Raw genomic sequence first — 19,994 nt, forward strand, 5'->3', positions numbered from 1 at the left:
GGTTCCCAGCCTCGAGCTGCCCCGTCGCAGCGGTGCGTCGAACCTTCATGCCATCCGCGACGGCATCCGCGTCCTACGAACCGTGCTGCGCCATCACCGCGACGGCGTTTCCGGGCACCTCTACCAAGCGGTGCGACAGGCTGCAGGGCGACCGCCGGCCGTGCCGACGGAGCTGACAGCATGACGAGCACTGCACGCCCAGCCGCGCCAGCGCAGCCGCTTCCGTCCGCGCGGCTGCTCGACCTGGCCGACCTGCCGATCGAGCGCACCGACATCGAACTCAGCGCACCCGGCGACACGCTCTGGCCCGAGAACGCAACGGCCGACACACAGAAAATCCTCGCGCTGGTCCGGCTGCACGGTCACCCACTCGGCGTTGTCGTGCTCGACGGGAACGCGAACCATCATTGGCGGACGCATTCGGCAACAGTCTGGTCGGCGCTGCGTGACGCGATCGATTCGCACCTTGCCGCCGATGGGCTGCCGCCGGCCCGCGAACCCGACGACCTAATCGCGGGCCACGGCGCCCTGCCTCGATGCATACGCCGGCGCCGGGCGGTACTGGCCGACGCGCCACCCATCACCGTCGTCGTCGCCACCCGCGAACGGCCCGACAGTTTATGGGTCTGCCTGGACTCCCTGCTGTCGATGGAGTATGTGGACTTCGAGATTGTCGTTGTCGACAACGATCCTCAGACTTCGCGGACCGCGGACCTTATCGCAGATCGGTTCGCGCCGCTGGTGCGCTACGTCCGCGAGAATCGGCGCGGGCTGGCAGCGGCGCACAACTGCGGCCTCGCGCAGGCACAGGGCCAGATCGTGGCCTTCGTCGACGACGACGTGGTCGTCGACCGGCATTGGCTGACGGGAATCGCCGAGGGGTTCGCCGCGACAAGCCAGGTGGGGTGCGTCACCGGCTTGATCTTGCCCGCACAGCTGGATACACCGGCCCAGTTGCTGCTGGAGCGCCACGGCGGCTTTGACAAGGGTTTCAAGCAGCGGATCGTCGACACCGATTCACACCGGCCGCAGGACCCGCTGTTCCCATTCACCCCGGGGCGACTCGGTTCGGGAGCCAATATGGCTTTCGACGTCGAGGTACTGCGTCGGCTCGGCGGCTTCGACTCCGCCATTGGCGCCGGAACGTTCGCGCGCGGAGGAGATGACCTGGCGGCGTTTTTCCGCGTGGTGGTTTCCGGACAACGACTCGTTTACCAGCCCAGCGCCGTCGTGTGGCATCGCCATCACCGCGAGATGGCGGCGCTGCACAACCAAGCGTTCGGCTATGGCGTCGGGCTGGGCGCATACCTGACCAGCGCACTGGTGCACGAGCCCAGGATGTGGGGCGCATTGCTGCGCCGGCTGCCGGCGGGCATCGCCTACGCATTCAACCGCAAATCGGCCCGCAACCACCAACGCTACGATGGCTTGCCGAGCGCGCTGGCTCGCCTGGAGAAGCGGGGCTTGGTTTTCGGGCCGGCCGCATATGCGGTGAGCAGGTTGCGTGCGCATCGAGCGGCGAAGCGTGATAATTGACGGCGCCACGACCGCGGCGCGCACGGTGATCACCGTTGGAGGCGCGGTCGACTCGCACGACGACCGGGTACGCCGAGTGAGCTCCGACCTCCTCGTCCGCTCCGGACCTGCGGCCTCATCGCCGTCGGCGCCACCGCGGGGAATTCTCGGTGTGTTGCGTAACCCGTTGTTGCGCAACGGGTATCTACTGGCATTCAACTCCGGATCGACCGCGGTGGTGGGGTTGTTTTTCTGGACGGTCGCCGCCTGGAAATACGACCCAGTCGTCGTGGGCTGCAGTACGGCGGCGATTTCGCTGATGAGGCTCGCGTCGGAGGTCGCGGAGGTCAACTTGGGCAGCGCGATGGTGCGCTTTGTTCCGTCCGCTGGCCAGCAGGTCCGGCGGCTGGTCGCGGGCGCCCACCTGGTGTGCGGCTGCCTCGCCCTACTGGTTGGCATCGGCTGCGTGGTGGCGGTGCCGATAATCTCGCCGAGCTCGAAGTTCCTCCACGGCCCCCTGGCCACGGCGATGTTCATCGTAGCCGTCGCCGCTTACCCGGTGTCCGTCATCCAGGACGGCGTTCTGGTGGCGCTGCGCCGGGCGGCCGTGGTACCAGTGAAAAACTTGGCGGTCTCGGTCATCAAGCTGGCGCTGGTCGGCGTGCTCGCCGGAGTCATGCCCTCGCTCGGCATCTTCGCCGCGTGGGTCCTGGCGTTAGGCGCTGTGGACACGGCCGTGGGGGTCTACTTGTTCGGGTGGGCTATTCGGGGTCATCAACGCCGCGAACGCGGCGCGCCGACCGAGACGCTGCCGCCGGTGCGCCAGCTCGCGCGGTTCGTGGCGGCCGACTACGGCGGCACTGTCTGCCATATCGCGGCGGCACAACTGCTGCCGATCATGGTCCTCGGCGCTTTTGGCGCCGAGCAAGCCGCCTACTTCGGCATCGCGTTTATGATCGCGTACTCTCTGCATCTCATCAACATCAGCATGGGCACCTCGCTGGTGGCCGAAACCGCGCGCGATCCTGCGCGCCTCGCCCACAGCGTGCGCCACGTCGTCGCACACACCGCGAAACTGCAGGTACCGGTGGTGATGTTGATCATGCTGGCGGCCCCCGTACTGCTCGGCGTCTTCGGCGCCGGCTATCGCTCGGCCACCGAAACGCTGCGGCTTCTGGCTCTGGCGACCCTGCCGCACTTGCTGTTTGCGGTCGCGATCAGCTCTGCGCGGGTGCAACGCCGCCTCAGATTCCTGGTGTCGATCCAGGCCGCTATGTGCGCGCTGGTGCTGTCCCTGACCTGGCTGCTGATGCACGTGATCGGCCCATCCGGGCCAGGGTGGGCATGGCTGATCACCCAGTGCGTGCTGGCCGGGTTCTTGCTGATTCGACGCGACCTGTGGCTCAGCGTCGATTCGCATGCGATCACTTCGACTGCCCGTGCACGGAACGGCGTCGCGCTGCACATGCCGATCCCAATCATCGTCCTTCGCCTGTTCACTGCCCTGCGGGTGCGGCGGTTCGCCGACCGGGCGGCGGCGTGGGTACGGACACGCCGGAGGCCTTGGCCGGGCGGCGAACGCTGGTGAATTGGACCCACGGGGACTACATCCTCGGTAATGTTCGGTTGGCTGGGGCCGGCGGCCCGGTCACCGGCATCGTGGACCGGGGTGGGGCGCGGCTGGGGCGGCCGGCCCTGATTGACGAACACCTCATGGCCCTGACCGCTGGCCGCATAGTCCAGCGGGCTGAACTGGGGGCCGTGGTGACGCCGCCGCTGCGGGCCGGTGGCCTGTCGAATCGGGACGTGCACGCCGCGCATGCGCTGTCGAACGCGGGCTGTGGCCAAGAGGAGCGCGGCGAGGGTCTCGATGAGTGCACCGCGATCTTGCCGGCCTGGCTGCACCACATCGCCGACCTGTGGCGCAAGTGCGGCACCTTCCGCACTCATCCCATTTGGTGGGCCGCCGACTTCGCTCCGGTGCTCCGCACCGTCGCCGCCGGACCCGCATGCGGCAGCGGGAGGGACGACACAGCGACGGTGCGCCGATGACTGCGATGTCGGTCGGACACAACGAGCAGGACCCAGGACGCGCCGATGGGGCGCTCACCCAGCTCACCGTGTCGGTGGTAATTTGCGCCTACACCGAAGACCGTTGGGACCAACTGGTGGACGCCGTCGCGTCGGTGCGGAGTCAGAGTATCCCGGTCGCCGACATCGTGCTGGTGATCGACTACTGTCCCGGGTTGCAGGCGCGCGCCGCCCGGGAGCTGGACGGTGTGACCGTATCCGCAAACCGCTATGCGAAGGGGCTTTCCGGTGCGCGCAACACCGGCATTGCCACCGCCAGCGGGGATATCGTCGCATTTCTCGACGACGATGCCGCCGCAGCGCCGGACTGGCTGGCAGTGCTGCTCGCACCCTACAGCGATCCTGCTGTGCTGGGTGTCGGTGGTCGGGTGGTGCCGGACTGGCGCTCGGGGCGACCCGGTTGGTTCCCGGTGGAATTCGACTGGGTCGTCGGATGCAGCTATCGCGGCCTGCCGTCCGGGCGAGCACCGGTGCGCAATTTCATCGGGGCCAACATGTCGCTGCGCCGCGACGTTCTCCTGGTGTCCGGCGGCTTCGCCACCTCGCTAGGCCGCATCGGTACGCAGCCACTGGGCTGTGAAGAAACCGAGCTGTGCATCCGGGTCCAGCGGGATAATCCCAACGGGCTGCACTTGTATGAGCCGGGGGCGCTGGTACGCCACCGGGTGCCGGGCTCGCGGGCCACCTGGTCGTACTTCGTATCACGCTGCTACTCCGAGGGCCTTTCCAAAGCGACAGTGAGTAGGCTTGCGGGGGCGTCTCGGGCTTTGGCGGCCGAGAAGTCGTATCTGCGCTCGACGATTCCCCGTGGCATCGCGCGTTACCTGGTCCAGGCCGTGCGTGGCCAACTGCGTTCGCTGGCCACCATGGGCGCCCTGCTGGTCGGCGTCTTTGTTACCGCGTTCGGGTACGCGGTCGGGCGGGTACTCGCTCCCGCGGCGACGGCCGCCCCGAACCCGGGGAGATTCGCGAAACTGAGACCTCCGCCGTTCGAGCCGAGCGAGCGGATCGCAGCCTTCGGTCTCCTCGTTGCCGTTGTGTTGTGGCTGGTTTCGCTGCCCCGGATCCGATTGGACCGCATCGGCGACTACGGGCTGATCCCGCTGCTACCGGCGACATTCTGGATTGCGGTGGCGGTGGTACTGGTCGGTTTCGCCGCCGCGGTTCTGCGCGGCGAAAACCGCACGGCGCTGCTCGCCGCGCACCCGGTCGTGCTGATCGCGATCCTGCACGCCACCCCGAGCGTGCGGTACGAGACGTTGCGGTATTGCTGGGCATGGAAGCACATCGGAATGACCGACTTCTTCATGCACCACGCTGGCGTCGACCGGACCATCATTGAACTCGACGCCTATCAAAACTGGCCCGGTTTTTTCACTTTCAACGCGGCACTGGTCAAGGGCGCCGGTCTGCACTCGGCGCTGGGCTACGCAGCCTGGGCGCCGCCGCTGGTCAACCTTGCGATGCTCGCACCGCTGTGGCTGATCTTTCGATCCTTCACAACCGACCGTCGGCTGATTTGGTCCGCCGTGGTCATCTTCATCCTGGGCTCTTGGGTCGGTCAGGACTACTTCGCGCCGCAGACATTCGGCTACTTCTCCTATCTGACGCTGATCGCGTTGTGCCTCCGATATCTTGCGCCCGGTCCCCGGGGCGATGCCGTTGACCGGCGGCGTCGCGCGGTGATCATCGCTACCGCGGTGGTGCTCGTCGCCGCGGTCGCGCCGACACACCAACTCAGCCCGATCATGATCATAGTCGCGCTCACGGCGCTGGCGTGCTGCCGATACCGGGTAAAAGTGTTGCTGATCGCCGCCATCGCGCTTGGGGCCGGATGGGATTTTTCGTTCGCCTGGCCGTGGATTGTAGAACACCACGCCGAGTACACCGGCTCGATCGGCAGGCTCGGCCACAATGCCAAGTCGGGGTTCGTCAACCTTTCCGCCGTCAGCCCCAGCATGGTCGTGATCGCCCACATCGACCGCGCGCACAGCGCCGCGGTCTGGGCCCTGGGGATCGTCGGTTTCGCCCACCGTTGGCGTCGCCACCGCGAACCCGTGATCGCGGCGCTGGCTCTCGCGCCGCTGCCAATGTTCGCGACCAACGACTACGGCAGCGAAATGATCTTCCGCGTATACGAATTCACGTTGCCGTTCGTGGCGTTCTGCGCGGCCAGCGTATTCTTTTCCCACCACACCCGTGGGCAGAGCAGATTGGCGCGGATGGCCCTGCCGGTGGTGCTGTTGGCACTGGTCCCCGGGTTCGTCGCCGGCTACTACGGCAAGGAACAGGCCAACTTGTTCACTCGCAACGAGATCGACGCAGCCCGGTTCGTCTTCGGCATCGCCCCCCGTGGCTCGCTCATCGTCGGCGAAACCGGCGATTTCCCGTGGGGTTTCACCAATTTCGAGTTCTACGACTACGAGCGGATCGCGACGCTCACGCCTGAGCAACGGCGGGCCATCGTCAACGACCCCGTCGGGCGGCTTCATGACTTGATGGCAACCCATCACCATGCCTATCTGGTCATCACACGCAGCCAGATCTTCGACACCGAGATGGAAGGCGCCTTCCCGCGCATCGTCGAACATGGGTCCTGCGCTAGCAGCGTCTGTAGGACGCAAGGCATGAAACACATCCAGCTTGCCCTGACGACTTCACCGTACTTCAGGATGATCTACCGCAACCCCGAAGCCATGGTGATCACGTTGGCCCTACCACCACAGGAGGCCCAGAGATGACGCAGACCATTTTGCCCGACAGTTGCCGGCACCCCGGCCACGCCCTCCTTGACCACCTTGCCCGGGTTCCGGTCGGGGAGCTGCTGCTGGGCGCATCAGGATGGCTCACGCTGGTCGCCGCGCAGCTGCCGCCCGGTAACCCGGCCCGAATCGTTGCCGCGTTCGGTTTCATGCTGACCTGCCCGGGATTGGCGATCTCGCGCCTGGTCAGCCGCGACACAATCGAACGCTGCGTGCTTACCGTGACGCTCAGCATGTCGCTGGCGGTCCTGGTCAGCGTTGCCGCGACGGTGGCGCGTAACAACTCGATGACGCTGCAGCTCGTGGTGCTCGCCGCGATCACCTCAATAGCCGTTCTCGCGGGCAACATTAAGATTCGCGGCACCCGCGTCGCCGTTCTGCACCGGAAAGCGGGGGTGCTCGCGGGCAACATCAGGATTCGCGCCCGTGCCGCCGTTCTGCAAAGGAAAGCGGGGGCGCGGCAATGACAGTCATCCCGATCCTGCTCTACCACTCGGTATCGGAGAACCCGCCCGGCTGGATCGCCCCGTACACGGTGACCCCGGCCGCCTTCGCCCGTCACGTAGACCTGATGATCGAGAGCGGGCTGGACGCGATGACAATCTCGCAGCTAGGTGCTGCGCTGCGCGGCCTCACCCCGCTGCCTGAGCGGCCCGTGGCGATCACCTTCGATGACGGCTTTTCCGACTTCGAAAGCGCCGCAAGGGTTTTGGCTCACCGCCGGCTGCCTTCCAGCCTCTATGTCACCACCGGAGCATTGCGTGGTGGCGGCGGCCCCGCCGCCGACATGGCTATACCACCGGCCCCCATGCTGGACTGGTCGCAACTTCCCGAACTTGCCGAGCTGGGCGTCGAGATCGGCGGCCACACCCATACCCACCCGGCGCTGGACATCATGCGCCCCCAGGCGGCCGCCGACGAAATTCGCCGCTGCAAAGATCTGCTCGAGGACACGCTCGCGGCGCCGGTGCACAGCTTCGCCTACCCACACGGGTTCCACACGGCCCGACTCCGCCGGGCAGTCGAGGCGGCCGGGTACCACTCGGCATGCGCTGTGATAAACGCGCTTAGCTCCGAATCCGACGACGTCTTCTCTCTGGCCCGGCTGACTGTCCGCAGCGATACCAGCGACGAGCAGATGCGTGACTGGCTCGCGGGCCGCGGTGCTCGCGTGGCCCCCTGTCGGCAGCGGTGGCGCACCGCCGTGTGGCGGTGCTACCGGCGCGCACGCGGACCCGGATCCAGCCGCGGCGTCATCGACGTCTAGCGAGGAGAACCCACCAGCCACGATCGCATTGGAGCGAGCTGATCATGCACACCCTTGTCACCGGCGCCGCCGGATTCCTCGGTTCCACCCTGGTCGACCGACTGCTGCAGGACGGACACCAGGTCGTCGGCCTGGACAACCTGGCCACCGGTTCGCTGACCAACCTTGAGCACGCCCGTCGACACGCGAGGTCGGGCCGTGATGCCTAGTTTTGCCCGACGGGCCGCGTCGGCACCCCATCTGACCCGCGCCGCCACCCGATTGGCCGTCGCAATCATCGCCGCGGCGGTCGCCGCGTGTTCCCCCGATCACACGCCGTCCTCCGAGCCCTCGCCTCCCGGGCTATACATCTACGTGGTCAACGCCCGAACTAGCGATGTGCAGATGATCGACACCGCGACCATGGCCCCGGTGGGCGCCCCGATCGGTGTCGGTGCATTTCCGTCGGACATCGCAATTACCCCCGACGGCCGCCGCGCCTACGTGCTGAGCCCGACCGACGACAACCTCACCGTGATTGACACCAGGAGCCATCGCCGGATTGGTCAGCCCATCCCGGTCGGCCACTACCCGTTCGGCGTCGTCGTCAGTCCCGACGGGCGGCGCCTCTATGTCACTAGCGGGTCTCACGATGTCCGCGCCTATGACACCGGCACCCTGCGGACGGTGGGCGGCCCGCTCCGGACCGGGGATGCGCCCGGCGGCCTGGGCATCACCGCTGATGGCGCGCAACTCTATGCCACGAGCCAGTACCAGAAAGACGTGCGGGTGATCGACACGCGTGCCTGGGAGGTGATCGATGATCCCATCCCGGCTGGCGACGCCCCCACCCAGGTTGCGCTAAGCCCCAATGGCGCACGAGCATACGTAACCAACGTCTACAAAGACACCGTCACGGTGATCGACACCGCCACCACCGAGCAGGTCGGCGAACCGATCGAGGTCGGCCAGTACCCGTGCGCGCTGGCCGTCAGCCCTGACGGACAGCACGTTTTCGTCGCCAACCAGAATTCCGCCGATGTCTCAGTCATCGACACGCGAACACTGCACGTGATCGCCGAGATCGAGACCGGCGCAGCCCCGAGCAGCATGGCCGCGGCCCCCGACTGGCGTCGCCTCTACGTCGCCAACATGTACTCGGGCACGGTGTCGGTGATCGACACCGACGCTCTGCGAACCGTCGCGACCACTCCGGTGATCGGCGATAACCCTCGCGGCATCGCGGTAGGCGCGGTGCGCGACACCCCGCGTTAGCGCATGTTTCGGCCATATTGTCGGAATCATCCGAGGAGACGAATCGGATGCCGTCGATTGCGTGGAATCGTCAGGAATGGGGTCGCGATCACGCGTAGGCCGCGCTGGGCGACGAGTGGGACGACTTGGCCAAATATTGCGGCCAGCCCTACGACGAGTGGAAGGCGACACCGGTCGAGACATTCATCCGGCCGACCGACCGCGCGCACCGCGATCTCATCAGCATCCTTCGCAAGCCTCTGGATTAGCTGGACCCCGCGCGGCTGCTCGACGAGCAAACCAAACTCATCACCCACGCCATCCGCATGGCCGCCTACACCGCCGAAACCGCCCTCGCTCGCCTGCTGCGCGAACACTACGCCCGCGCCCACGACCAAGCCCGCGTCCTGCTGCGCAAAGTCATGCGGCTACGCCGGCGACATCCACATCGATGGCTACACACTGCACGGGCTGCTCGACCCCACCACCGCGCCCCGCCGCACCCGCGCCATCACCGGCCTCTGCCACGACCTCACCGCCACCCAAACCCGATACCCCGGCACCAACCTCAAACTCCACTACGGCATCAAAACACCGCAGCAACGATCACACTCATGTCAGGAGACCAGAGGCTGCAGTGCCTCACCAAGCGCGCCGGTCAAATACACGGCGTAGTGCTGACTCAAGTGGAAGCCCGTTTCGAATGCTCGCATGCCGGCGATGACGGGCTCACAACGGCTGGCGCACACCCACGGAACCGTGGATATGTACAGCGCTCCAGCGCCCGCTGCAGCTGCTTTCTCGGCATCAAGAGCCTGATGGCCGTTGGTTTCACCGTTGCCGTAGTCCAATACCTTGTCCACTGCATCACTGCACGCCTGAATGTTAGATTGATGTTTGGCGAGACAGGATGGTTGTGCGTTTCCCCATTGTGCGATAGAGCCGATCATCGCCAACTTCGTGCCAGGCTGAGCTAGATTGCCCATTGTCCGGGTCCAGCCGTCCTGCCACTGGCGGGGTGTCGGCTCGCTACCGTTTTTGCCGTGGCCTAGTAGGTGTTCGCCGAGCCATCCAAGGATGTGGGCGTACCAAGGGAACTCGTCGTCGGGGTTGCTGTCAGCGAGTGTGCCCCACGGAATGCTTGTGACGAGTACTAGATCTGGATGCAAAGCCTTGATTACGGCCGGTGTTCTTGCGTGCCAGTCGTCGCATGCGGTGAATGGCGTCTTGGTTTGGTCGTCACGGAAATTGAGGTCTTGGACCGGGCACCCGCCCTTGCTGAACACTTTTAGTTTCCAACCATGCTGAGCAGCAACGCCTTCTAGTGTCGCACCCCACATGTGGGCGCGTGAATCGCCATACACCACCATTAGCTTGGTGCCGTTCTGATCACCAAGAGTGCATTCCCCGTAGTTGTTGTATCTCAACTGTGTTTCGTCGAAATTCGTGCTGCAGTCGAACCTATTCTGGCCGCCAGCGGGATCTTCGTTGTTGAGTGCTGTGGCGACCGGTTCTGGCAACGCCTTAAGGCATTGAGCAGCTTTTACCGCGTCAAGGACTTGAGCCGTCGTTGCATAGGTTCCGGCGGGTGGCGCGCTCGGCTGCGCTGTTGACGAGCACTTCGCGCGCGCGGCCTCGTTGCTGATGTCGAACCGGCCGCCCGACGAGGACGAGGATGATTCTTCCTCGGGGGCGGCCGAGCATGCCGTCATCGCGAGTGCAGCGAGAGCTGCGATCGCCGCCAGTCCGGTCCTAACGTTCTTCAAATACGTCCTCACGATCATTTGTAAACATCTCCACTGGTTCCCTGTTCGAATGGATTCCATGAGCCGTAGTGCTCGGCGATCTGCCACTGAGCGACGAGAATGGTGGCCACGATCAGGGCCGCGCCCATCGCCAGGCTCAGTCCGGTCCTCGAATTTAACACTCGAGCGCGCCGCACCGGATTCTCCAAAAACGAGTACGACAACGCGGACGCCGCTACCGCTAACGCGAGTAGGGCCGTGCTTTGCCATCCGCCCAAGTCATGTTCGGTGTATTGCTGGGCAAGAATTAGGACAGGCCAATGCCAAAGGTAGAGGGAGTAAGATCTAGCGCCGACCCACTGCATTGGCCGCATGGATAGTGCCCGCCCGACAATTGTCCTGCTACTAATGCAGCCAGCGGCGATTAGCGCCGCGCTGCTGACCACGGGCAGAGCCACTGCCGAACCTGGGTAAGGAGTGGTTTGAGTGAACAGCACCGCACTGATCACGATGCCAATCACGCCCGCGACGGCTATAAATTCGGAGAAGCCTTGCGGTAATTTGGATATGACCGGTGCCAGCAGGGCGACAAGGGCTCCCAGGGCCAGCTCCCATGCCCGCGTGAGGGGCGAAAAGTATGCCCACGTGGCGTTCGACATCGTCTCGACGACCGACCACGCAAGTGATGTCGCGATAATCGCACCCAACACCCCGGCCATCGCGGCGCGGTGCCGGGGTCCGCGAACAATGAGCACCATCAACAAGAACAGGCCCGGCCATAGGACGTAGAACTGTTCTTCAACCCCCAGGGACCACATGTGTTGAAGTGGCGACGGCGGAAGTTGTGACCCGAGATAGTCGGTTCCCAGGAGCCCGAAGTGAATGTTCGCCGCGAAGATAGCTGTCCATTTGGCATCAGCGGCTGCCTGCTTGCCGGCGATGAATGCAAGGAGATAGTAGGTCGCGAAGACGGTGGCGACCACCACGAGGGTGGAAGCCGGGAGGATGCGCCGCACGCGTCGGGCGTAAAACCCGGCGATCGAGATCCGCCCAGTCTTGGTCTGCTCCCGCAGAAGCAAGCTCGTGATCAAGAACCCGGAGATGACAAAGAAGACGTCAACCCCGACGAATCCGCCGCTGAACGGCTGCCGGTAGGCGTGAAAGAGCAAGACCAAGCCGACAGCGACAGCGCGCAGCCCTTCGATGTCTGGCCGGAACTGAACCGATTTCGCGGCCGGTTGTGCCGGTCTCTGCTGTTTAACGTCTGGCTTTATCGCGTCAGCGGACATCGCTCCGTTGTCGGGGCGCGCGGGTAAGGATCCACCTGGTCTCGTCGCCACCGCAAGCTGCAGCGCCGACGCGCTGTCACTGGCTTGGCCTGCGGACGATCCGGATGTCATAAATCGGCTGCCGATCTGTTCAGAAGTGCTGCTGGCGAGTTCCGGCATCCTCGGCAAACGTGGCCGCAACTCGTTCGACGACTTTGCCGACCTGCAGCGATCTCCGACGTGGCATACCGTGCACCCTCCTTCATGGAGTATGACATACTTTAAAAATGATTTACAGCGCCGAGGGTAACTTAGGGTATTTGGTCCGGGGGTTGCTGCTCAGCTCTGTGCTGTTCGTTGGCTTGGCGTGCTGCCCTCATGCATCGGCAGCGAAGCCATGCCTGGGCCAAGGTGAACCGAGGGCGGTGTTCGTCGGAGACTCGCTTACGTGGGGGCATGGTCCGCGGAACTCGTGGCCCACCAAGCTGGCGGGAATGTGCGGATGGCACGAGGTTTTGAATGACGGCCGTGGGGGCACAGGGCTATTCGCGAACGGCCACGGCACCTCCGCGAGCTACATCAATCGTGTACCCACTGAGGTCGCCCCTTTCAGCCCAAGCATCGTATTCATTACCAGCTACTTCAACGACACCGATCACACACCATCGGACCTGGCAACTGCGCTTGCCGCCTTGATCGATGCGGTTCACGCCCTCCCTACCCATCCAACTGTGGTGGTGACCGGCATCTATGACCCCACTGGCGTTAACGGTGCCCCATACACACAGATCGACCCAGCGCTACGGGCAGTTTGCGTCCAACGAACGGTGCCATTCATCGAGCCGCGGACCGGAACTGTTTATGATTCCTCCGGAAAAGGAACAGACGTTGGCGGACCGTGGATTACCGAAGCCAACAAAGCTCACTACATCAGTGATGATGGCTTTCATCCAAACGATGATGGCCTGGTCTATGTAGCCCAGCGTACGTTTGACGCGATACAAGCGTTGAGTTGAGCAGCGAGTCAGGGCCGATCACGGCTCCGGGGCGATCCGATCGCATCTGGCGCGATTCCCTTTAACCCTATCAATCAGGCGCAGGCCCGCCACACTAAACCAGCCTTCAGGTGGGGAGTTTCCGTGAGACGCGCCCGGGCAAATTCGGCGCCTAGCCCGTCCTGGGCCGCGCGTTGAGCGGCGTCATAAGTCGGTACCGTAGATGCCTCGGATCCTGTGCATCGCCGTCAGCGCCATCGCTCGCATCGCTAAACGATCACGAAAGGGAAACGAGTTCGCCGCCATCCGCACTGCCTTAATAAGGTTTATGGCTGCGCGCACTTCTTCGGGCTCGGCGGCCGGCCCGGTCAGAGCCGCGTACGTGCCGGCTTCGCTGAATCCAAGGAGTCGTTGGCTAAGTTCCTGGTGAGCCTGTGCGGTCTCGACTGCATGCACAAGCTCTTTCTGCCAAACCTTCGTAGCCGAAAGCTGTTCGGCATGGCGACGATACAAAAGAGTCGGCAAGGCGATTCGACCCAAGCGGGAGCCCCGTAGAGCCATCCGGATCCACAAATCCCAATCTTCGGCAGGCACTCGACGACAGCATCCCGCGCCCACAATGGCGCTTCGCCGAGCGACAAGTGTCGGAAGCGCAAGTTTATTGAGCAACAGCAACTCGTATGGCGACGCGGCCGGTCCAATGGAGAGCGGAGCTCCGAATTTGATCCCAGAACGACCGAATAAAATTGCTGTCGCGAATACGGCATCAAGATTGCTTCGATACATTGCAGCAATCTGATGGCGAAACCGCCATGGAAGCGCGATATCATCCGCATCCATGTTGGCAATAAGCGGGGTATCGGCAGCGTCGATCAATGCGTTCAAGGCCCCGGCATGACCTAGTTGCACATCGGACGTTAATACGCCGACGCGGCCGTCGGCGCGAGCCAAACCTGCCAGAAGTTCGCCGGTAGCGTCGCTGCTCGCATCATTGAGAATTACGAGCCTCCCATCGCGCGGAAGCCCTCTAAGAACCGAAGAAACCGCGGCACGGATCGTCTTCTCGGCATTCCGCGCGCGCAAGACTACCGTCAGGCGCTCCACAATTCACCCGACAACACATAATAGAATGAACCAGGGCACACAGCTATATACCGTTGTCGTCGGGCGACCCGTTTAGTGTCGGCAAGTGAGTCACGATGTAGCCACCAAGCCGCGCTCGGTGTACAGGAAGCACGACCATACCAAGAATGCATTTCTTCCCACCCAGATTGCCGCAGGAGCGTCGCAGCCAACCACCGTAAACAAACGCCATCAAGCCGAAATCAATCCTCAGCGGTACCGCTCACAGCACAAGTACCGCCACACTATCAGCCTCACGGCACACCACGGTCGACGTTGCTTGACTAGCCAACGGACGCCCGATGAAAGCGTCCCCATGGTCATCGACCGCACCGGGGCTGCCCCCGCCGCCTATCGAGACGCCGGTCACGAAACCGTGATCAAACCCAAGCCGCTGCGCCCGGCCGTGCCCGGCCGGTTCACCCTCGACGATTTCACCGTCGACGAGCCGGCCAGCGGTAGATCCCGATCGCTTGCCCTCCGTCACGGTTCCGTATGATCAGCGCGGTCGACTTCGAAGACCGACTCACTCAGACGGCACAGCCGCCTCACCCCGTGTCAAACTCCGGATTAGCGAGCCACCGGTGGGTGAAGTCGGATTCCAGCGCGCATTGGGCAGTTGGGCGGCGAACCGAATGTAGCGGGTTCTAGAAGATTTCTTGGTTGCCGGGCGAGACCGGACGCGACGGGCAAGTGACTGGCCAGTATGAGCACCACGATGTCGAGGAGGAACGCCGAGGTGATCCGCGGCCACGACAGGGCCAACCCGAACCGGCGTTGCGCCTTCATTGGCGCCGCGGCGATCGCCGCATCCACACCGCTTCACCAAACACCATGCCGGTCACCAGCAGCATCGGCGCATCCTCTCCATCGCCGTCCACTAGAATACTATAAGTTTGTTGAATGATGTGCATCATTCAAAGAGTATGTATAGTGACCTATAGCTGAATCATCCGTTTGTACGTGATCAGCCCGGGATCGCTGCGGCCGGACGTCACCGCAGCGGTTGCGGTCGCTTTGCGGGTCGGTCCGTGTCCGTGAGGAGAAGCGCATGTCGTTTGTGACCACACAGTCAGTGCGGGTTGCGATCGCTGTCGGCTGCGTGTTGGTCAGTGCGGCGGCGGGGTGTTCGTCGCGCTCGCCGGGGAGCACACCGAGCACACCGGCAAGCACATCAGCCGTCGCGCCGCTGCCAGCAACTTCAGCCGTCCAAGGCGAGTCAGTTCCTGGCATTGGAGCTACGCGGGCCGCCTGGGACGACTCGCACACGCCAAACGCCGCGGACACCAACGGTTACGGTGATGATCCCAGCTTGCCGGAGTACCTGGCGGCTAGCGGTGCTGTCTACAGTGAGGTGGACGACAAGGGCACTGGAAGGATCCAGGTCTACGCCCTGAATATGCATACAAGCGACCGATCCGCGGTTCTACCGCGGGTCCGGCAAGAGTTACCTTCCGACGCGACGGTCGCATGGTATGTAATGCGTGACCAGTGTTATCGAGTGGCTTTCAATAGCCCGACCCTGCAGGCCGCCGGGGATTACATGGCAGAGGTTCAGCTTCAATACATTCAGGAAGACGGAACGAAGCTGACGAATTCTGACAGCTTGAACCAAGCTGTGTTTTGGCTTAACGGAGCCGGCTCGCCACCAGACCGTGAAGACGGCTGCGACTGAGCCGTAAGCCGTAAGCGTCCATGCGCCTGCCCAGCTCCTGAACCAGCTCGCGGATCGAGACCCATCACGGATGTCGAGCGCTACCGCCTTCGGCGCATCTTGCGGTTCTTCGATGCCGTCCTCGATGGGCTCGCCCCGGCGAGGATCACTTCAGCCCGCCACGAGCCGAACGCCGCAAAGTGGTCCCTAATAAAGAAACGGTGTCTTGCGTGGCCCAGATCGTACGACCCCAGTTTGTGTGTGTCGTGGGGCGATTTTGGCGCGCCACCTGCGGAACCCGGCCGGTGGTCACATTGGCGCCGATTGTGAACGCCAGTGTTTTAGCGGCTATGCGGTGTTTATCGCTTTCGCGTCGTTTGCCGCGTGCTGGATGGCCGGTCAGCGGTACGACGATCAAGTTGCGGGCGCCAACACGGCTGCTCGCGGCGCGTCATCGCTCGCCTCAGCCGGGCGCATCAAGTGTTGCGGTGCCGCACCCACCTCTGTTGGACCCACCCGCAGTGTGAGCTGTTCGTCCTCGCGCAGCGCCCGCGCCGGGACCACCAGCGGTGGGCGCTTCACTGGGGCCGGCAGACTGGCCCGCACCGCGGCCAACTGGCGGCCGGTGAGCCGATTCAGCCCGGCGCACACATCTTTACCCAGCCGCCCCCGGCTGTGATAGCGCACCCAAGCCGACACCTCGGCACCGCCGTCGGCGGCGGTGAGTCGGATCGTCAGCACGGTGGCATCGGTATCGTGCAGCCACAACCAGTCCAGCGTCTCGGAAGTGATGTACCGCGGCGACACCCAGAAGCTGGTCGCATACCCGTCGGGATGCTTGAGGCGACCCCACCCCGGCCGACTCCAACCCGGTCGCAGACCGGCCAACACCGCGGCGCCTACCTCGGCGAGCTCATCGCCGGTCAACGGCCGGGCCGTCAAGCCCGGTCCGCCCAGATCGTCGGCGAGCCGCTCGACGGTCGCCGCCAACGTCGAGGCCAGCGAATCGCGGAGCGCCAGCGCGGCGACATTGTGCTGCGGATCCATCCGTAGCACAAGCCAGGTGCCGTGCTGGACATCTACGGGCTGATGATCATCCGCGGTTGGCGGGGCGGACGGATCGGCGGCCTCGCCGACGTCTCGCTTTCGCATCGAGACGATGTCGATGGCGTCCAGGCGCACATCGAACTGGCGCAGCCCCGCAGCCACCGCCGCCACCGGCAAAATAGCCGGCCTCGCCTCCCGCCGCCCGTGCCGCCCGGCCGGTGGGTCCGCCGGCTCGTCCACGGCGATCACCGCGACCAGCTGGCCCCGGTACTCGTACATCCCGACTACGGCGCGGCCGAAGCGGCGCCGGTGAGTGATCGCAGGTATATCTCCCGCGACCAGTGCCGCCTCCGGGGCGGATGACCAATCCCACGCCCACCCGGCTAGCGCCGAGATCAGCGGGATTCCCCGGTAGGTGAGCACCGCGGCGATCATCACCACCGCCGCACCGGCCACACCCACCCACCACGCGACGGGCAAGTGACTGGCCGGTATGAGCACCGCGACGTCGAGGAGGAACACCGAGGTGATCCGCGGCCACGACAGGGCCAACCCGAACCGGCGTTGCGCCTTCATCGGCGCCCCGGCGATCGCCGCATCCACACCGCTTCACCAAACACCATGCCGGTCATCACCATCAGGGGCATCCTATGCATCGCTGCCCACTCTACTACAAGTTTGTTCAAAGCGATATATCATCCAATAAGGATATATAATGAACCCAAGGCTGAATCATCAGTTTGCACCAACCGGCCGCATCCCAGCCTCAAAATGGACGTGCCATGTCAGCCCCGGCAATAGGCCGTCGTGCGTCCAGAGGACACCGCCGGGCGCGCTCGCCCGGCCCTGCCGGTGGGCCCAGCGCTCCGGCGTGTCGTCGCTTCTTTACTTTAAGTTCGGCAGCAACAACGCACCGCACGCGGCATGTGTCAGCCTGTGGGCGAACTGGCTTTTGCGCCGCTGGGGAGCGCGGTTCGGCCAGCGGCGCCAGATAGCTATATATCGAGCAGTACGAACTCCGAGTACAGCAGGTCGAGTTCGTTGGGGGTGAATCCCGGCGACCGGTATTGGGCGATGTCCTTCTTTCTGATCGCACGCGGCGCCTTGGGAAAGAGACGCTCGTTCATCGCGATGCCGAAGGTCTTCTGTTGCCACATGATCGCCAGCTTGATTCGTTCGAGGTTGCGCGCAAGCACGTCCGGCGCGCTGCAATACAGTATCTGGGAGAACGGAAACCTTTGCCACCACGCCACACGGGGCAGACGCCGCTTGACCACCAGATAGGCCGTGCCGCGGGCATCGCGGGCGGTCATGTGCAGGCAGTCATAGGGCGCGTGGTCATCGTAGATCCGGCGCTCGGCCTGCCCGAGCGATGCACGCACCGTCCGATCGTTGACATCGATGTCGACACGCGACTGCCAAAGGGTTTCGGCATTGAGCCCCGGCGGGAAGAGCAACACGTGCCGCTCGAGGATTGCAAACCCCAGGTCCTCTAGCACCCGTTGTGTCGGCGGGGCGGGGGTGTGGGAGGTGTAGGTGATGTGCTCGTCGCGCACGGCGGCCGCGACGAGGGTTGCCGCCAAGCCGCGACCGCGATAGGCCGGCGCGACACAATAGGAGGAGAAGTTGCAGACGATGCCGGTCTTTCCGTTGATCTCCCGCTGCGAGTAGATCGTGCCGCAATAGCCGACGATCCTGCCGCCATCAGTGAGAACGAAGCCTCGGGTCGGGTTGTCCGCCAGCCAGTTGGTCGTGCAGAGCCGGGGAAAGCCATCGGCCGCGGCACCGCTGCGACCGAAGCAGTGCTTGAGCAGATCGCAGATCTCGGCGCCATCCGCAGGTGTTGCCGGCCGCACGCTGATGCCCGACGGGCGCGGGGTGTTTGCCGTCTGCGCATCGGCGGCGGGCAGGCTTTCGATGGTGTCGTCCATCCGAGAATCCTTTCCCTTCACTGCTGGCGGTGTCCGGGTCGATCCCTGCCGAGGTCCCATGTCGCTCCTAGTGAATGCAAGTCGCCCCCCTGAGGGGTCGTGGTTACGGCGGCGCCTTGTGCGACCATACCGACAATGCGCTCAAAGAGGAGAATACATACTAACTGGCGACCTATAATAACATTTGTCAAACTGTTAGTCTTGTATGCAGACCAACTGTTCCGAGCACACCGCGAGCCACGATGACATCTCCGCCCGGGGTGGCTGTGATCCTCGGTACCGTCGCCTTAACGACTCGCTGTGATCAAATCCGTCCGTGCCAGGAGTGCCCCCGGGGTATCCCGACGATCACCAACTCGCCGAGCGCCCTACCGATCACGGTCTCAACCCCATCCGACCGGAGCCTCCTAACCCAGGGCGACCACGGCATGCCTCGTCGGGCTGGGCGAAGCCCCGTTAGATATCGAGCAGTACGAACTCCGAGTACAGCAAGTCGAGTTCGTTCGGGGTGAATCCCGCCGACCGGTATTGGGCGATGTCCTCCCTTCTGATCGCACGCGGCGCCTTGGGAAAGAGACGCTCGTTCATCGCGATGCCGAAAGTCTTCTGTTGCCACATGATCGCCAGCTTGATTCGTTCGAGGTTGCGCGCAAGCACGTCCGGCGCGCTGCAATACAATATCTGGGAGAACGGAATCCCGGCCGCCCACGCCACAAGGCCCACACGCCGCTTGACCACCAGATAGGCCGTGCCGCCGGCATCGCGGGCGGTCATGTGCAGGCAGTCATAGGGCGCGTGGTCATCGTAGATCCGGCGCTCGGCCTGCCCGAGCGATGCACGCACCGTCCGATCGTTGACATCGATGTCGACACGCGACCGCCAAAGGGTTTCGGCATTGAGCCCCGGCGGGAACAGCAACAGGTGTCGCTCGAGGATCGCAAACCCCAGGGCCTCTAGCACCAGTTGTGTCACCGGGGCGGGGGTGTGGGAGGTGTAGGTGACGCGCTCGTCGCGCACGGCGGCCGCGACGAGCGTTGCCCCCAAGCCGCGACCGCGATAGGCCGGCGCGATATAAAAGCCGGAAAAGTTGCAGACGATGCCGGTCTTTCCGTTGATCTCCCGCTGCACGTAGATCGTGCCGACATGGCCGACGATCCTGCCGCCGTCAGTGAGAACGAAGCCTCGGGTCGGCTTGTCCGCCAGCCAGTTGGTCGTGCAGAGCCGGCGCCAGCCATCGGCCGCGATACCGAAGCCGTGCTCGAGCAGATCGCAGATCTCGGCGGTGTCCGCAGGTGTTGTCGGCCGCACCCCGATGCCCGAACTATACGGCTCATCGCCCGTCATTTGGCGAAAGTCTCCACGCT

Annotated in this window: 17 protein-coding genes and 2 pseudogenes; 11 read left to right on the plus strand and 8 right to left on the minus strand. The window is 64.2% G+C overall.

What is annotated here, in order from left to right; all coding sequences use genetic code 11:
* The 9 genes and pseudogenes from VNW74_RS01650 to VNW74_RS01690 form a co-directional block, all read left to right on the plus strand.
* Window positions 1–184: pseudogene (locus VNW74_RS01650) on the plus strand (glycosyltransferase family 2 protein); the annotation flags it as partial.
* Window positions 181–1,536 carry a glycosyltransferase family 2 protein gene (locus tag VNW74_RS01655; protein ID WP_325674867.1) on the plus strand — a complete coding sequence of 452 codons (1,356 nt, stop codon included), beginning with the start codon at window positions 181–183 and terminating at the stop codon, window positions 1,534–1,536. The pseudogene VNW74_RS01650 and the gene VNW74_RS01655, both read left to right, overlap by 4 nt.
* Window positions 1,505–3,103 carry a hypothetical protein gene (locus tag VNW74_RS01660; protein ID WP_325674868.1) on the plus strand — a complete coding sequence of 533 codons (1,599 nt, stop codon included), beginning with the start codon at window positions 1,505–1,507 and terminating at the stop codon, window positions 3,101–3,103. Before VNW74_RS01655 ends, VNW74_RS01660 begins: the two co-directional genes overlap by 32 nt.
* The gene (locus tag VNW74_RS01665) at window positions 3,055–3,567 is read left to right on the plus strand and encodes a hypothetical protein (RefSeq protein WP_325674869.1); all 513 of its coding nucleotides are present in this window, start codon (window positions 3,055–3,057) and stop codon (window positions 3,565–3,567) included. Before VNW74_RS01660 ends, VNW74_RS01665 begins: the two co-directional genes overlap by 49 nt.
* Window positions 3,564–6,347: a glycosyltransferase family 2 protein gene (locus VNW74_RS01670; RefSeq protein ID WP_325674870.1), complete on the plus strand. Its 2,784-nt coding sequence runs from the start codon at window positions 3,564–3,566 to the stop codon at window positions 6,345–6,347. The genes VNW74_RS01665 and VNW74_RS01670 overlap by 4 nt, the downstream gene beginning before the upstream one ends.
* Entirely contained in the window at window positions 6,344–6,835 is a 492-nt protein-coding gene (locus tag VNW74_RS01675; RefSeq protein ID WP_325674871.1) for a hypothetical protein, read from the plus strand. The genes VNW74_RS01670 and VNW74_RS01675 overlap by 4 nt, the downstream gene beginning before the upstream one ends.
* Window positions 6,832–7,635: a polysaccharide deacetylase family protein gene (locus VNW74_RS01680; RefSeq protein ID WP_325674872.1), complete on the plus strand. Its 804-nt coding sequence runs from the start codon at window positions 6,832–6,834 to the stop codon at window positions 7,633–7,635. The genes VNW74_RS01675 and VNW74_RS01680 overlap by 4 nt, the downstream gene beginning before the upstream one ends.
* Window positions 7,636–7,679: 44 nt before the next feature.
* Window positions 7,680–7,811, plus strand: a pseudogene (locus VNW74_RS01685) (NAD-dependent epimerase/dehydratase family protein); the annotation flags it as partial.
* A 25-nt stretch (window positions 7,812–7,836) separates the two neighbouring features.
* Complete coding sequence (locus VNW74_RS01690) at window positions 7,837–8,889, plus strand: YncE family protein (protein ID WP_325674873.1); 1,053 nt, start codon at window positions 7,837–7,839, stop codon at window positions 8,887–8,889.
* Between the two features lie 399 nt (window positions 8,890–9,288).
* Here VNW74_RS01690 and VNW74_RS01695 read toward each other — a convergent pair whose 3' ends face one another.
* The 3 genes from VNW74_RS01695 to VNW74_RS01705 are packed head-to-tail and all read right to left on the minus strand — an operon-like array spanning window position 9,289 to window position 11,902.
* Window positions 9,289–9,447: a hypothetical protein gene (locus tag VNW74_RS01695; protein ID WP_325674874.1), complete on the minus strand. Its 159-nt coding sequence runs from the start codon at window positions 9,445–9,447 to the stop codon at window positions 9,289–9,291.
* A gap of 38 nt (window positions 9,448–9,485) precedes the next feature.
* The gene (locus VNW74_RS01700) at window positions 9,486–10,652 is read right to left on the minus strand and encodes an SGNH hydrolase domain-containing protein (RefSeq protein ID WP_325674875.1); all 1,167 of its coding nucleotides are present in this window, start codon (window positions 10,650–10,652) and stop codon (window positions 9,486–9,488) included.
* Window positions 10,649–11,902: an acyltransferase family protein gene (locus VNW74_RS01705; RefSeq protein ID WP_414686574.1), complete on the minus strand. Its 1,254-nt coding sequence runs from the start codon at window positions 11,900–11,902 to the stop codon at window positions 10,649–10,651. The genes VNW74_RS01700 and VNW74_RS01705 overlap by 4 nt, the downstream gene beginning before the upstream one ends.
* 266 nt (window positions 11,903–12,168) lie before the next feature.
* On the opposite strand from VNW74_RS01705, the gene VNW74_RS01710 reads away from it, so the two are divergent.
* Window positions 12,169–12,897 (plus strand): SGNH/GDSL hydrolase family protein, encoded by a 729-nt coding sequence (locus VNW74_RS01710; RefSeq protein ID WP_325674877.1) that lies wholly within the window; start codon window positions 12,169–12,171, stop codon window positions 12,895–12,897.
* 183 nt (window positions 12,898–13,080) lie between these two features.
* On the opposite strand, the gene VNW74_RS01715 is transcribed toward VNW74_RS01710, so the two are convergent.
* The gene (locus tag VNW74_RS01715) at window positions 13,081–13,980 is read right to left on the minus strand and encodes a glycosyltransferase family 2 protein (protein ID WP_325674878.1); all 900 of its coding nucleotides are present in this window, start codon (window positions 13,978–13,980) and stop codon (window positions 13,081–13,083) included.
* A 334-nt stretch (window positions 13,981–14,314) separates the two neighbouring features.
* On the opposite strand from VNW74_RS01715, the gene VNW74_RS01720 reads away from it, so the two are divergent.
* Window positions 14,315–14,497, plus strand: a complete 183-nt coding sequence (locus tag VNW74_RS01720) for a hypothetical protein (RefSeq protein ID WP_325674879.1) — start codon at window positions 14,315–14,317, stop codon at window positions 14,495–14,497.
* 286 nt (window positions 14,498–14,783) lie between these two features.
* On the opposite strand, the gene VNW74_RS01725 is transcribed toward VNW74_RS01720, so the two are convergent.
* The 4 genes from VNW74_RS01725 to VNW74_RS01740 all read right to left on the minus strand — a co-directional run bounded on the left by VNW74_RS01725 (window position 14,784) and on the right by VNW74_RS01740 (window position 19,938).
* The gene (locus VNW74_RS01725) at window positions 14,784–14,915 is read right to left on the minus strand and encodes a hypothetical protein (RefSeq protein WP_325674880.1); all 132 of its coding nucleotides are present in this window, start codon (window positions 14,913–14,915) and stop codon (window positions 14,784–14,786) included.
* A gap of 1,151 nt (window positions 14,916–16,066) precedes the next feature.
* A complete protein-coding gene (gene eccE, locus VNW74_RS01730) occupies window positions 16,067–17,275 on the minus strand; it encodes a type VII secretion protein EccE (RefSeq protein WP_325674925.1) in 1,209 nt (402 codons plus the stop codon).
* A gap of 419 nt (window positions 17,276–17,694) precedes the next feature.
* Window positions 17,695–18,630, minus strand: coding sequence for a GNAT family N-acetyltransferase (locus VNW74_RS01735; protein WP_325674881.1), 936 nt, complete (start codon window positions 18,628–18,630; stop codon window positions 17,695–17,697).
* A gap of 456 nt (window positions 18,631–19,086) precedes the next feature.
* Complete coding sequence (locus VNW74_RS01740) at window positions 19,087–19,938, minus strand: GNAT family N-acetyltransferase (protein WP_325674882.1); 852 nt, start codon at window positions 19,936–19,938, stop codon at window positions 19,087–19,089.
* Window positions 19,939–19,994 lie beyond the last annotated feature (56 nt).

The sequence above is a fragment of the Mycobacterium sp. genome (assembly GCF_035570115.1).
GTDB lineage: Bacteria > Actinomycetota > Actinomycetes > Mycobacteriales > Mycobacteriaceae > Mycobacterium.